Raw genomic sequence first — 12,908 nt, 5'->3', positions numbered from 1 at the left:
TGCGGGACGCGAAGATCACCCAGATCTACGAGGGCACCAACCAGATCCAGCGCATCGTGATGGCCCGCAACCTGCCGTAACCCGCCGACGGACCCGGGCACCGGGACCGGCCGTCCGCGGCCGGTCCGGTGTTCGAGGCCGATGCTATGTTCCGGGAATGAGCGAGAAGGAAGAGCAGGACCAGCCCATGAACGACGGGCACCCGAAGCCCGCGATGCGCGAGGCCCTGGTCGCCGCCGCCTTCGAGCTCTTCCTGGAACGCGGCTTCGAGCAGACCACGATCGACGACATCGTTTCGCTGGCCGGGGTCGGCCGGCGCTCCTTCTTCCGCTACTTCCCGGCCAAGGAGGACGTGGTCTTCCCCGACCACGAGCGCGGCCTGGCCGACATGACGGAGTTCCTCGAGTCCGGCACCGGCGAGGAGGACCCGGTCCGGCACGCCGGCGACGCGGCCCGGCTGGTCCTGCGGATGTACGCCGAGCAGCCGTCCTTCTCCGTCCAGCGCTACCGGCTCACCCGCAAGGTCCCCGGCCTGCGCGCCTACGAGCTGTCCGTCGTCTGGCGCTACGAGCACACCCTCGCGCACTATCTGCGCGGCCGTTTCGCCGGGCGCCCGGACGGGCCGCTGCGGGCGGACGTGGTCGCCGCCGCCGTGGTCGCCGCGCACAACCACGCCCTGCGCACCTGGCTGCGCTCGGGCGGCGAGAGCGACTGGGTGGCGGAGGTGGACCGCGCGATGTCCTTCGTCACCGACACCTGGAGCGAGCGGGCCGGCGGTGCCGGTACCGGCGCCGGGTCCGACGGCGCCGGGGCGGGGGAGGACGACGACGTGGTGGTGCTGGTCGCCAGCCGCCGGGCACCGCTGTGGCGGATGGTGCAGGGCATCGAGAGCGCCCTCGGGGACTCGCGGCAGATCCGCCGGGACTGACCCCGCCGCCCGCCCCGCCCCGCCCGCCCCGACGCCTGACGCCCGCTCACCCCGACGGCGCAATCGGGCGCGGCCGCGCCCGCCGTTACGTGCGGGCCCCCGGGCCGCGGGCGAGACTCGGTCGCAGGACGCGGCCGGAGCCTGACCGGCGCGGGGAACGCGACGGAGGCGGACGATGCCCGAGCCGAGCGCAGGCCCGAGCGGCGGCGACACGGCGCCGATGCCGGGCCCCGTCGGGGGAGCGGCTCCCGAACAGTCGCCCGCCCCGGCCCTGCGCGACGTCCTGCTGACCAAGGGCTACCTGGGCCTGCTGCTGATCTCCGCCCTGGTCGGCGTCCCGGTCTCGCTGGCCGCCTTCTGGTTCGTCGGCCTGGAGCACGAGCTCCAGCACTGGATCTGGGAGAGCCTCCCCGAGGCCCTCGGCCACGAGCGCGCGCCCTGGTGGTGGCCGCTGCCGGCGCTGCTGCTGGCCGGCCTGCTGCTGGCCCCGATCGTCACCCGGCTCCCCGGCCGCGGCGGCCATGTGCCGGTGGACGGCCTGGGCGGGCCGCCGGCCCCGCCGAAGGCCGTGCCCGGCGTCGTCCTCGCCGCGCTCGCCTGTCTGCCGCTCGGTGCGGTGCTCGGCCCGGAGGCGCCGCTGATGGCGATGGGCGGCGGGCTGGCGCTGCTCGCCGTCCGCCCGGCCCGCCGTGCGGCCAGGCCGCAGCTGGTGCCGGTGCTCGGCGCGGCCGGTTCGACGGCGGCGATCTCCACCATCTTCGGCAGCCCGCTGGTGGCCGCCGTGATGATGATCGAGGCGGCCGGTCTCGGCGGGCCGCGCCTGCTGCTGCTGATCATGCCGTGCCTGCTGGCGAGCGGCGTCGGCGCGCTGGTCTTCACCGGCTTCGGGCACTGGACGGGGCTGTCGATCGGCGCGCTCTCGCTGCCCTCGGTGCCGCCCAGCGGGGTGCCCGACCCGGGCGACTTCCTGTGGGGCGTGCCGGTGGCCGTCGCCGTGACGGTGGTCTGCGTGGCGGGGCAGACGCTGGGCCGGCGGGTCAAGGTGTTCACCGTCGGCGGCCCGGAGCGCGCCGAGGAGCCCCGGAGCGCGCGCCGGACGGCGGTCCGCACCGTGGTGTGCGCCGTCGCGGTCGGAGCCTGCATCGCCGCGTACGCGCTGCTGACGGGCCGTTCGCCGGAGGAGGCGGCGCTCTCCGGCCAGGCGACCCTGGGCACGCTGGCGGCGGACCCGGCGGCCTGGCCGGTGTCCGCGCTGCTGGCGCTGACGCTCTGCAAGGCGGCGGCCTGGGGGATCGCACTGGGCAGCCTGCGCGGCGGTCCGATCTTCCCGGCGGTGCTGATCGGCGCCGCCGTCGGGCTGGCCTGCGGCCCGCTGCCCGGCTTCGGGACCGCGCCCGGCCTGGCCGTCGGCCTCGCCGCCGCCAGTACGGCGGTCACCCGGCTGCCGGTCACCAGCACGGTGCTGGCGACGGCCCTGCTGGGGGCCCAGTCGCCCGAGCTGCTGCCGTTGCTGCTGGTGACCGCGGTGACGTCCTTCGTCGCGGGGGAGCTGGTGCGCGGCGCCGGTGCGCGGCGGGCCCACCGGGCGGCGGCCGCGCACGCCCGGCTCGGCTGAACGGAACCGAGTCCCGGAGGCGACCCCCGGAACTGAACCCGGCCGCCGGGGAGCGGCGTTCCACCAGGGGCGGGAGCAGGGCGTTTGCCCGCCGTGTCATGGTCTGGTCGAATGGGCGCCGCAACGCCCGGGGGGCGGTGTCCGTCGTGGGGCGAACTGAGCGCACGTCAACTAGAAGGCCCTGGTAGTGGGCTGTGAAGGGGCGTTTCATCCGATGATATGATCACGGCGCTTGCCGGGGGGATCGGGCGGGTGTGAGACGGAATGGTCACAGGGGCGGTCCGGGCGGTGACCCCGGTGCGGACGTCCACCGGCCCACCCCCGCCTTGACGGTAAATCAGCAGCTGGCCGCCACTCTCCTGAAGAGAGTCCTATGACGCATTCCCTGCAGAACCCCATTCTCTGGGCTCTTCTCGTCGTCCTCCTCGGCGCAATCGCCGTCATTGTCCTCCAGCGCCGGGCCGCAGCGTCGGCGCGACAGGAGTCCGAGGGACTCAGAGCCCACTACGCCGCGTTGGAGAGCGACTTCTCGCAATCCGTCGAGGCGGCGCACGTGCGTGCCGACGAGGAGACCAAAACGGTCCTCAAGTCCGCCATGCGAACCCTTCAGGGTCTCGCCGCCGAACAGCAGTTGGTCATTTCCCGGCTGCAGGACAAGTACGGCGATTCGGTCATCCTGGAGGACCTCCTGGAGATCGACCACACGAACTCGCAGTTCGGACGGCGTGCCCAGTCCATCGCCGTGCTGTGCGACGGCTGGCTCGGCCGGCAGCGCGAGGTGGCGTCGATCTACGACGTGGTCCGCAGTGCGCAGGGCCGCATCCGGCATTTCCGGCGGGTGGAGATTCTTTCCCAGGTCAATTACGGAATCACCAGCCGGGCCGTCGAACCGGTGGCCCTGGTGCTCGCCGAACTTCTCGACAATGCTACCAGCTATTCCAGCCCCGACACGATGGTGGAAATCAATATCCGCACCGTGCCGAAGGGCATTTGCATCGTCGTCGACGACGCCGGCATCGGCATGAACGACGAGGAGCGCACCCGGGCGGAAAAGCTGCTCGCCAGCGAGCGGGTCTCCGGCGTCTCCTCGCTCGGAAATCCCCCGCAGTTCGGTTTCGCGGTGGCCGGCGTGCTCAGCGAGCGCTTCGGCTTCGAGACGTCCGTGGACTCCTCCTCCCCCTACGGCGGTGTGCGCGCGGTCCTCCTGCTGCCGCACGAACTCCTCACCGCCATGCCGGAGCAGAAGCCCGCGGCCGCCGCGCCCGCCGGCGCCGAACCGGCCGCCCGCCGCCCGTTCGAGGCCGCGCAGGCCGCGTCCGCGCCCGTGACCGGTGCCGACGGCCTGCCGAAGCGGCGCCGCAAGCGCCCGATGGCCGTCGTGCCGGCCGAGCCGGTCCCCGCCGGCGCCCAGGGCTTCGACAGCCAGGGCTACGGCGCCCAGGGCTACGGCACCCCGGCCTTCGGCACGCCGGCCCCCGGGACACCGGTCCGCTCCAACGCGGAGACGGCGGCGATCATGGGCGCCTTCCAGCGAGGCACCCAGTCCGGCCGCGCGACGAATCCGGACGCCGCGGAAACGACGAGCAGCGCAACCGCTGCAAGTAGTGAAGGACATGAGTACCCGTGAACAACGATCTGTCATGGATGCTTGACAGCGCCCTGGAGATCCCCGGTGCCCTGCACGCGGTCCTGATATCCGCCGACGGTCTGCTGATGGCCCGGACGAAGGAGATCGGCAAGGACGACGCCGACCGGGTCGCCGCCGGGATGAGCGGCGTGCAGTCGCTGAGCCGCTCGCTCGCCTTCTTCTGCAACGGCTCCCAGCACCAGTGGCGGCAGACCCTGGTGGAGTTCGACGGCGGCTGGGTGTTCCTCATCTCCGCGGGACAGGGCGCCTACCTCGGCGTGTCGGCCTCCCCGGACGTCGACATGGCGGACATCACCTTCCGGATGCAGCAGCTCGTCGGCCAGCTCGGCAAGGCGCTCATGGCGCCCCCGCGCGAGAACCTCGGCGTGCGCCCATGACCACCCCCGGCGAGCAGGCGCCCGACGCCGCCCCGCCCCTGGTGAGACCGTACGTCATCACCAAGGGGCGGGGGCTGCCCGACGACGAGCAGCTCTCCCTGGTCACCCTGGTCACGGCGGCAGGGGACGAGCAGCAGCGCCCCACCCGCCGGCTCTCCCCCGAGGAGCAGGGCCTGCTCGAATTATGTGCCGCGGGCTACCTCACGGTGGCCGAGATCGCCGGACACACCCGGCTGCCCCTGGGCGTGGTGAGGATCCTCCTCTCGGCGCTCAGCGAAGGCGGCTACCTTCTCGTGCGGCCGCCCGTCGCGCGTGCCTCCCTGGTGGACACGCGCATCCTCCAGGAGGTGCTGAATGGACTTGAGGCCAAGTTTGGATGAGCGGGCCTACGTCCGCGACGGAGCCAACCAGACCGCCGTGAAGATCCTCGTCGTCGGGCACTTCGCGGTGGGCAAGACCACCTTCATCGGCTCCATCTCCGAGATCACCCCGCTGTCCACCGAGGAGACCATGACGCGGGCCGGGGAGGCGGTCGACGACCTCAAGGGGGTCAGGAGCAAGACCACCACCACCGTCGCGATGGACTTCGGGCGCCTGACCCTCAGCGACCGCGTCGTGCTGTACCTGTTCGGAACCCCCGGGCAGCTGCGCTTCGTGCAGATGTGGGAGGACATGGCACGCGGCGCGCTCGGAGCGCTGGTGCTGGTCGACCCCGACCGGCTGGCGGACTCCTTCGCCGTGATCGACCTGATCGAGCAGTACGGGCTCGACTACGCGATCGCCGTCAACCGCTTCGACGGCACGCCGGTCTACGAGGAGGCCGCCCTGCGGGAGGCGTTGGACCTGCTGGACGACACCCCCGTGGTCACCTGCGACGCCCGCGACGAGAAGTCCTCCGCCGAAGCATTGATCAGACTGGTCCGCCACTTGCTGGACCGTGTCCACTAGGAGCAGACATGGACGCTGAGTCCACCGCACTCGTGCCCCCGCCCGGGTGCCCCGCCCACGGCACCGGCGAGCGGATTCCCCTGTACGGGCCGCAGTTCGCGGCCGACCCGCAGGCCTACTACGCCTACATGCGCCACTTCGGGGCGACCACGCCGGTCGAACTCTCCCCGGGCGTCGAGGCCACCCTCGTCACCGACTACACCGCCGCGCTGCAACTGCTGCAGGACCCGTCCTCCTTCCGGAAGGACTCACGGCGCTGGCGTGACCTCAACGAGGGTCGAATACCCGCCGACAGCCCGGTCCTGCCGCTGCTCGCCTACCGCTCCAACTGCATGTTCAGCGACGGCGTCGAGCACCTGCGGCTGCGCCAGGCCGTCACCGACAGCCTCGCCCGGATCGACACCCGCCGGCTCACCCAGCGCATCGGGCAGATCTCCGACTACCTGATCTCCCAGTTCAGCGCGCGCGGCTCGGCCGACCTGGTCGGCGAGTACTCCAAGCAGCTGCCGCTGTTCGTCTTCAACGAGCTCTTCGGCTGCCCGGCCGACATCGGCGACCGGGTGCTGTTCGGGATCTCCGGCATGTTCGACGGCGTCAACGCCGCCCGTGCGGCCGACGTCCTGATGCAGGCCGCGGCCGACCTGGTGACCCTCAAGCGGAGCAGGCCCGGCGAGGACGTCACCTCGTGGCTGATGCAGCACGAGGCCGGCCTGGACAACGAGGAGATGGTCCACCAGCTCGCGCTGCTGCTCGGCGCGGGCGCCGAGCCGCTGCGCAACCTGATCGGCAACACCCTGCACCGGCTGCTCACCCACGACCAGTACGCCCACAAGGGCGGCCTGATCGCCGAGGCGCTCGACGACACGCTGTGGGGCAACCCGCCGCTGACGAACTACGCGCCGCACTACCCCGCCGCCGACATGGAGTTCGCCGGGACGAAGCTGGAGGCCGGCGAGCTGGTGCTGGTCAGCATCGCGGCCGCCAACACCGGCGGCGCCGGCAGCAACCGGGCCCACCTGGCGTGGAGCGCGGGCCCGCACGCCTGCCCCTCCAAGGAGCCCGCCCGGCACATCACCGTGACGGCCATCGAGAACCTGCTCAACCGGCTGCCCGACATCGAACTCGCGGTGCCGGCCGACAGCCTGACCTGGCGTCCCGGCCCGTTCAGCCGGGCGCTGTCGGCGCTGCCGACCAGGTTCACCCCGCTCCAGGAGACGCCCCGGCCCGCCTCCGCGGCCTCCTCCGCCTCCCGGCCTGCCGCGCCCGCCCGTGAGGAGCACGGCACGGGCCCCCGCAAGGAACGCGGGCTGTGGAGTTCCTTCCTGACCTGGCTGGCGAAGTGACCGGGACCCCGGGAAGACCCGGCGTCCCGACGCTCGGGGAGTTCACCGCGGGCCAGCTGCGGCGGCTGTGCGAGGTCGCGCACCTCGACCCGGAGGACGCGCGCACCTACGCGGACGTCCTCACCCGCGCGCTCGGACCGGAGGCCGGACGGCGGCTCGACCTGCCGCCGTCCGGCCGGACGTTCCTGTCCGACGACCACACGCCGGTGGAGTACTCGCTCTCCTTCCGGCCGGACGGCCCGCCCGACCTGCGGGTGCTGCTGGAGCCCGGCTGCGGCACCGCCACCCTGGAGGAGAACGGCCGCGCCGGACTGGACGTCATCCACGCCATGTCCCGGCAGTGGGGGTTCTCCACCACCTGCCTGGACAAGCTGGAGGACCTCCTCCTCCCGCCGTCCCCCCACGGCCCGCTCGCCCTGTGGTGCGCCCTGGAACTGCGTCCCGGCGGCGTCCCCAGGGTCAAGGTGTACCTGAACCCCGCCGCCAACGGCGCCGACCGAGCCGAGGAGACGGTACGCGAGGCGCTGGACCGGATCGGCCACCACCGCGCGTTCGAGGGGCTGCCGCGGGGCGACGGCTACCCGTTCCTCGCCCTGGACCTCGGCGACTGGAAGCAGCCCCGGGTCAAGGTCTACGTCCGCCACCCCGGCCTGCCGGCCGCCGCCGTCGGCGAGCTCTCCCGGATGCCCGCCGGGCCGACGGCGGCCGTGCTCCGGGACTTCGCCGCCACCGCGGCCGGGACCACGGGCACCGACACCCGGCTCGCCGGGCTGCCCGTGCTGTCCTGCCACGCCTTCACCGACCCGGCGGCGGACCGGCCCAGCGGCTTCACCCTGCACGTGCCGGTGCGCGACTACGCCCGGCACGACGGCGAGGCCCTGGAGCGGGCGGTGGCCCTGCTGGCCGGGCACGGCATGGACCCGGCCCCGCTGCTGCGCGCCCTGCCCTCCCTCACCGGGCGGCGGCCGCAGGACGGTGTCGGGCTGATCGCCTACCTGGCGCTCGCCCACCAGCGGGGCTGTCCGCCCCGGCTCACGGCGTACCTCTCCTCGGAGGCCTACACCGTCCGGCCGCCGACCGGCTGAGCGAGCCCGGCGCACGGGCAGGGGCTCGCTACACGGTGCCGAGTTCCCGCACGTAGGGCACCACGTCGATCTGGATCGACGCGCCGAGCCCCTGCCCGTAGCGCGCGGCGACGCCGCCCAGGTAGTCGTCGACCTCCTTGCGCATCACGTCCTCGGCCGGCAGCGCCTCCTCGCCGCCGATGAGCCGCGCGACCCAGTGCGCCTGCGCCTCCAGGGCCCGGGTGATGGCGCCCACCGGGCGGATCAGGCCGACGAAGTACAGGCCGGGCCGCTCGGGCGCGACGACCCGCCGGTACAGCTCCACCCGGCCGCTCGGGCCGACCGGGCAGTCGGCGGGCAGGTAGGGGTAGGACATCCGGTAGCCGGTGCACCAGACCACCGCGTCGGCCTCCTCGGCGGAGCCGTCGGTGAACCGGACCAGGTTCCCGGCGAAGGAGTCGATCCCCGGCCTCGGGGTCACCGCGCCGTGCCGGATCCGGCTGAAGATCTCGTCCGAGACGGTCACGGCGGAGGAGAAGATCGGGTGGTCGGGCTCGGGCAGGCCGTAGTCCGAGAGCCGGCCCCGGGCGACCAGCAGGGCCTGCTCGATGTACTCGCGCCGCTCCGCCAGCGTCATGCCGGTGAACCACGGCGACTCGGCGATCACGTCGCACGATATGCCGTAGAGCTGCTTCGGCACGACGTGCAGCCCCCGGCGGACCGACAGCACCGTCCGGGCGGCGTGCCGGGAGAGGTCGGTGGCGATGTCCACGGCCGAGGCGCCCAGGCCCACCACGACCACCCGCTGCCCGCGGAACCCGGAGCCCTCCAGGTAGTCCACGGCGTGCAGCATGCGGCCGGTGAACGACTCGGAGCCGGCCGGCGCCGGATCCGGCAGCAGCGGCTCCGCGTTGGCGCCCGAGGCGACGACCACCCGTGCGAAGCGCCGGGTGACGGCGGCCCCGTGGGCGTCCCGGCTGGCGACCAGCCAGGAGCCGTCGAAGTCCGGCCGGACCGACAGCACCTCGGTGCCGAACTCGATCCGCGGCGACAGGCCCGCCCACTCGGCGAAGGCCCGCAGATAGGCGGCCATCTCGTCGTGCCGGGGATAGGCCGGGTAGGACTCCGGCATCGGGAAGGCGGCGAAGCCGGTCAGCTGCTTGGCGGTGTTCAGGTGCAGTGACCGGTAGCCCGGCCCGCGTTCCCCGGCCTGCGGCTTGCGCCAGATCCCGCCGACCTCCGGAGCCTTCTCCAGGCAGACGAAGTCGATGCCCTTCACCGCGAGCGCGTGCGCCACGGCCAGGCCCGACAGACCCGCGCCGATGACGCAGACCGGCGCGGCCCCGCGCACATCGACGGCGTACGACCCACCCGGGAAATTCCCCACGGAAACACTCACCTTCCCTCGACCGGCATGGCCTTCCCCCGTTGCCGCCACCCCTCGGCGGGGCGGCGCCGACAAAGTAAACCTCAGGTCACGGCGGTCGACCAGGGACCAACGGCGTACAAAAGGTGCGCACTCGGGAAACAGAACGGCCCAAAGCGGGCGGGGAGTCGCAGCAGGAAAAACGAAAAGCGGGCCAGGATTTCTCCTGGCCCGCTCAGCGGTGTCCGAGGGGGGACTTGAACCCCCACGCCCGATAAAGGGCACTAGCACCTCAAGCTAGCGCGTCTGCCATTCCGCCACCCGGACGGGGTGTTGTCCTCGCGGCTTCCTTCTGTTCGTCGGCCGCGCTGACAGATGTAACTGTAGCAGTGATCGGCTGCGGGTCCCAAAACGGCTCCGGAGGGGCTCCGGACGAGGGACCGCAGGTTGCGGCGGTGTGTCGGCACGTTTCCCGGGGGTGGATCCGGGTCGGGGGCTGGGAGAGGATGGTCGGACGTGCTCGTGCGACCCGGGTGCAGGTCCCGGGGGTGGTGCTGTGCCGGTGCGGGCCAGAGACGAGGAGTGACCGTGAGCGAGCTGAGCGGGTCGGCGGCGCCGAAGGTGACGGGTGAGTCCGAGGTCGCCGACCTCTGCCGCGATCTGATCCGGATCGACACCAGCAACTACGGCGACGGCTCCGGCCCGGGGGAGCGGAAGGCCGCCGAGTACGTGGCCGAGCAGCTCGCCGAGTTCGGCCTCGAACCGCAGATCATCGAGTCGGCCAAGGGGCGGGCGTCCACCGTGGTGCGGATCGAGGGCGAGGACCGTTCGCGTCCGGGCCTGCTGATCCACGGCCACACCGATGTCGTGCCGGCCAACGCCGCGGACTGGACCCACGACCCGTTCTCCGGCGAGATCGCGGACGGCTGCGTCTGGGGGCGCGGCGCGGTCGACATGAAGGACATGGACGCGATGACCCTCGCGGTCGTCCGCGACCGGCTGCGCACCGGCCGCAAGCCCCCGCGCGACCTGGTGCTCGCCTTCCTGGCCGACGAGGAGGCCGGCGGCACCTACGGCGCCCGGTACCTGGTGGACCGCCACCCCGACCTCTTCGAGGGCGTGACCGAGGCGATCGGCGAGGTCGGCGGCTTCTCCTTCACGGTCAACGACCGCACCCGGCTCTACCTGGTGGAGACGGCCGAGAAGGGCATGCACTGGATGCGGCTCACGGTCGAGGGCCGGGCCGGGCACGGGTCGATGGAGAACGACGACAACGCCATCACCGAGCTGTGCGAGGCGGTCGCCCGGCTCGGGCGCCACCAGTTCCCGCTGCGGATCACCAAGACCGTGCGGGCCTTCCTGGACGAGCTGTCGGACGCGCTCGGCGTCGAGCTCGACCCGGAGAACATGGACGAGACGCTGCGGGTGCTGGGCGGCATCGCCAAGATGATCGGCACCACGCTGCGCAACACCGCCCAGCCGACCATGCTCGGCGCCGGCTACAAGGTCAACGTGATCCCCGGCCAGGCCACCGCGCACGTGGACGGCCGCTTCCTGCCCGGCTACGAGGAGGAGTTCCTGGCCGAGCTGGACAGCGTGCTCGGCCCGCGCGTCAAGCGCGAGAGCCTGCACTCGGACAAGGCGATCGAGACCGGCTTCGACGGCGCCCTGGTCGAAGCCATGCAGACCGCGCTGCGCGCCGAGGACCCGATCGCCCGGGCGGTGCCGTACTGCCTCTCCGGGGGGACGGACGCCAAGTCGTTCCAGGACCTCGGGATCCGCTGCTTCGGCTTCGCGCCGCTGCAGCTGCCGCCGGAGCTGGACTTCGCCGGGATGTTCCACGGCGTGGACGAGCGGGTGCCGGTGGACGGCCTGAAGTTCGGCGTGCGGGTGCTGGACCGGTTCATCGACGCCTGCTGAGCACGGGGCGGCGGCCCGCTCCCGGAGCGTCGGGGAGCGGGCCGTTGCCGTTCCGACAGATCGATTTCCTGTTCGTCGTATCACCGGTCCGGGTGAAGCGGACGCCTGTTCCGTACCCCGTTTGCCGCAACGTCGTTGCTTCCTGTGACGGCCCGGAGCCGATATCCGGGTGTTCATACAGGAGGAATGATGAAGATCAAGAAGATCGCCGCCGTGACCGCCGCCGCCGGCGGCCTGGTGCTCGCCGCCACGGGTGTCGCCTCCGCCCACGGCGGGGCCGGTGCCGAGGGCGTGGCCGCCGGCTCCCCGGGCGTGCTGTCCGGCAACCAGATCCAGATCCCGGTGCACATCCCGGTCAACGCCTGCGGCAACACCATCAGCGTGATCGGTGTGCTGAACCCGGCGTTCGGCAACACCTGCTTCAACGTCTGAGCCCATCCCGGTCGTTGAGCCGGGCCCCCGGGCGGCGTGCGCGCCGTACCGGGGGCGCTTGTTTTCCTGGCCCGCCCCATTGTCACCCCGTGAAATCCCTCGAAAGGGTGAATGGGAGCCGTGCCGGCCAACCTCCCCCAGGGTTTCTTCGTTCTCTCCCATGCAGCCGAGGACCTCTCCGCCTATTCGGAAATTCCGACTTTCGGAGGGTCGTCAAGTCGTCTCAAAATGTCAGGGGAAAATATGAGGAACGCAGCCAAGAAGGGGCTCCTCACGGCCGTGGCCACCGGCAGTGTGCTGGCCTCGACCGCCGGCTACGCCTACGCGGGCGCCGGCGCGGAGGGTGTCGCGGCAGGCTCGCCGGGCGTCGTCTCCGGCAACTCGGTGCAGGTGCCGGTCGAGGTGCCGATCAATGCCTGTGGCAACACGGCCGACCTGATCGGCCTGCTGAACCCCGCCTTCGGCAACAACTGCGCCAACTCCTCCGGGCGTCCCGCCGGCGGCGGAGCGCACGCGGGCGGGAGCCACGGCAGCGGCGGGAGCCACGCCGGCGGTGCCCAGACCGGAGGCGGGCAGCCGGGCGGCACCCACGCCGGCGACGTCCAGGGCAGCGGCCAGAACGGCGGCCAGGCGGGTTCGGGCGCCTCCGTCCCGGGCGCCTCCGTCCCGGGGACGGCGGGCGCGGGCTCGGCGGCCGCGGGGGCCTCGGGTGCGACCGCCTCGGGCGCCTCCGCCTCGGGGGTGGCCGCCGGCTCGCCCGGGGTGATCTCCGGCAACAGCGTCCAGGCCCCGGTGCACATCCCGGTCAACGCCTGCGGCAACTCGATCAACCTGGTCGGTGCCCTCAACCCGGCGTACGGCAACACCTGTGTCAACGCGGCCGCGCCGGCGCCCAGCCAGCCCGCCGTACCGGAGGAGGACTGCCCGGAGGAGCACGTTCCGCACAGCGCTCCGCCGCCGGCCACCGCCGCCGAGGGCACCCCCCGGGCGGGCGTTCCGGGCGAGGCCCCGCAGGTCGCCCCGGCGGCCGCGGTGCAGAGCGCCCCCGAGGTGCGTCCGGCCGCCGCGCGCAGCGGCCCGGTCGCCGAGGAGGCCGGGCAGCTGGCAGCCACCGGCGCCGGCAGCACCGGGATGCTGGGGGCGGCCGGCCTGGCCCTGCTGATCGGCGGCGGCGTCCTCTACCGCCGCACCCGCGCCGGCGCCCGCTGAGCCCCCAGGGCGCACCGGGACACCGGACGTGCCGGACGCGCGGCGGGCAGGCCCGCCG

Annotated in this window: 13 protein-coding genes and 1 tRNA gene; 12 read left to right on the top strand and 2 right to left on the bottom strand. The window is 72.9% G+C overall.

All coding sequences use genetic code 11. The features are described 5' to 3' along the window. The 9 genes from ACFU74_RS31270 to ACFU74_RS31230 form a co-directional block, all read left to right on the top strand. The coding region (locus ACFU74_RS31270; protein WP_380762877.1) for an acyl-CoA dehydrogenase family protein at window positions 1–80 on the top strand (80 nt) is incomplete at its 5' end. Window positions 81–157: 77 nt separating this feature from the next. After that, complete coding sequence (locus ACFU74_RS31265) at window positions 158–928, top strand: TetR family transcriptional regulator (protein WP_380762871.1); 771 nt, start codon at window positions 158–160, stop codon at window positions 926–928. A 175-nt stretch (window positions 929–1,103) separates the two neighbouring features. Continuing rightward, window positions 1,104–2,543 carry a chloride channel protein gene (locus tag ACFU74_RS31260; protein WP_380762868.1) on the top strand — a complete coding sequence of 480 codons (1,440 nt, stop codon included), beginning with the start codon at window positions 1,104–1,106 and terminating at the stop codon, window positions 2,541–2,543. 373 nt (window positions 2,544–2,916) lie between these two features. Further along, window positions 2,917–4,170: an ATP-binding protein gene (locus ACFU74_RS31255; protein WP_380762865.1), complete on the top strand. Its 1,254-nt coding sequence runs from the start codon at window positions 2,917–2,919 to the stop codon at window positions 4,168–4,170. Continuing rightward, the gene (locus ACFU74_RS31250) at window positions 4,167–4,568 is read left to right on the top strand and encodes a roadblock/LC7 domain-containing protein (RefSeq protein ID WP_350545553.1); all 402 of its coding nucleotides are present in this window, start codon (window positions 4,167–4,169) and stop codon (window positions 4,566–4,568) included. The genes ACFU74_RS31255 and ACFU74_RS31250 overlap by 4 nt, the downstream gene beginning before the upstream one ends. Further along, on the top strand, window positions 4,565–4,948 hold the full coding sequence (locus ACFU74_RS31245) for a DUF742 domain-containing protein (RefSeq protein WP_350545550.1): 384 nt from the start codon (window positions 4,565–4,567) through the stop codon (window positions 4,946–4,948). The genes ACFU74_RS31250 and ACFU74_RS31245 overlap by 4 nt, the downstream gene beginning before the upstream one ends. Further along, window positions 4,923–5,516, top strand: coding sequence for an ATP/GTP-binding protein (locus ACFU74_RS31240; protein WP_380762861.1), 594 nt, complete (start codon window positions 4,923–4,925; stop codon window positions 5,514–5,516). Before ACFU74_RS31245 ends, ACFU74_RS31240 begins: the two co-directional genes overlap by 26 nt. An 8-nt stretch (window positions 5,517–5,524) precedes the next feature. After that, window positions 5,525–6,859 (top strand): cytochrome P450, encoded by a 1,335-nt coding sequence (locus ACFU74_RS31235; RefSeq protein ID WP_380762858.1) that lies wholly within the window; start codon window positions 5,525–5,527, stop codon window positions 6,857–6,859. After that, on the top strand, window positions 6,856–7,944 hold the full coding sequence (locus ACFU74_RS31230; RefSeq protein WP_380762856.1) for a tryptophan dimethylallyltransferase family protein: 1,089 nt from the start codon (window positions 6,856–6,858) through the stop codon (window positions 7,942–7,944). The genes ACFU74_RS31235 and ACFU74_RS31230 overlap by 4 nt, the downstream gene beginning before the upstream one ends. 28 nt (window positions 7,945–7,972) lie before the next feature. On the opposite strand, the gene ACFU74_RS31225 is transcribed toward ACFU74_RS31230, so the two are convergent. Both ACFU74_RS31225 and ACFU74_RS31220 read right to left on the bottom strand, forming a co-directional pair. After that, window positions 7,973–9,310, bottom strand: coding sequence for a flavin-containing monooxygenase (locus ACFU74_RS31225; RefSeq protein ID WP_380762853.1), 1,338 nt, complete (start codon window positions 9,308–9,310; stop codon window positions 7,973–7,975). Window positions 9,311–9,531: 221 nt separating this feature from the next. After that, window positions 9,532–9,616 (bottom strand) — tRNA-Leu (locus ACFU74_RS31220). A 270-nt stretch (window positions 9,617–9,886) separates the two neighbouring features. Between ACFU74_RS31220 and ACFU74_RS31215 the strand changes: the two genes are divergently transcribed. From ACFU74_RS31215 to ACFU74_RS31205, 3 genes are all read left to right on the top strand, one after another. Next, a complete protein-coding gene (locus ACFU74_RS31215) occupies window positions 9,887–11,209 on the top strand; it encodes a M20/M25/M40 family metallo-hydrolase (RefSeq protein WP_380762874.1) in 1,323 nt (440 codons plus the stop codon). Window positions 11,210–11,395: 186 nt separating this feature from the next. Continuing rightward, entirely contained in the window at window positions 11,396–11,641 is a 246-nt protein-coding gene (locus ACFU74_RS31210) for a chaplin (RefSeq protein WP_380762851.1), read from the top strand. Window positions 11,642–11,884: 243 nt separating this feature from the next. Next, entirely contained in the window at window positions 11,885–12,850 is a 966-nt protein-coding gene (locus tag ACFU74_RS31205) for a chaplin family protein (protein WP_380762849.1), read from the top strand. The last annotated feature ends 58 nt before the right edge of the window (window positions 12,851–12,908 follow it).

It is taken from the genome of Kitasatospora sp. NPDC057500 (genome assembly GCF_042802195.1).
Lineage (GTDB): Bacteria > Actinomycetota > Actinomycetes > Streptomycetales > Streptomycetaceae > Kitasatospora.
This window is presented reverse-complemented; position numbering and strand designations above follow the sequence as displayed.

Coding starts and splice junctions, on each gene's coding strand:
- ACFU74_RS31265 (WP_380762871.1), top strand. CDS start 158: ATGAGCGAGAAGGAAGAGCAGGACCAGCCCATGAACGACGGGCACCCG.
- ACFU74_RS31260 (WP_380762868.1), top strand. CDS start 1,104: ATGCCCGAGCCGAGCGCAGGCCCGAGCGGCGGCGACACGGCGCCGATG.
- ACFU74_RS31255 (WP_380762865.1), top strand. CDS start 2,917: ATGACGCATTCCCTGCAGAACCCCATTCTCTGGGCTCTTCTCGTCGTC.
- ACFU74_RS31245 (WP_350545550.1), top strand. CDS start 4,565: ATGACCACCCCCGGCGAGCAGGCGCCCGACGCCGCCCCGCCCCTGGTG.
- ACFU74_RS31240 (WP_380762861.1), top strand. CDS start 4,923: ATGGACTTGAGGCCAAGTTTGGATGAGCGGGCCTACGTCCGCGACGGA.
- ACFU74_RS31235 (WP_380762858.1), top strand. CDS start 5,525: ATGGACGCTGAGTCCACCGCACTCGTGCCCCCGCCCGGGTGCCCCGCC.
- ACFU74_RS31210 (WP_380762851.1), top strand. CDS start 11,396: ATGATGAAGATCAAGAAGATCGCCGCCGTGACCGCCGCCGCCGGCGGC.
- ACFU74_RS31205 (WP_380762849.1), top strand. CDS start 11,885: ATGAGGAACGCAGCCAAGAAGGGGCTCCTCACGGCCGTGGCCACCGGC.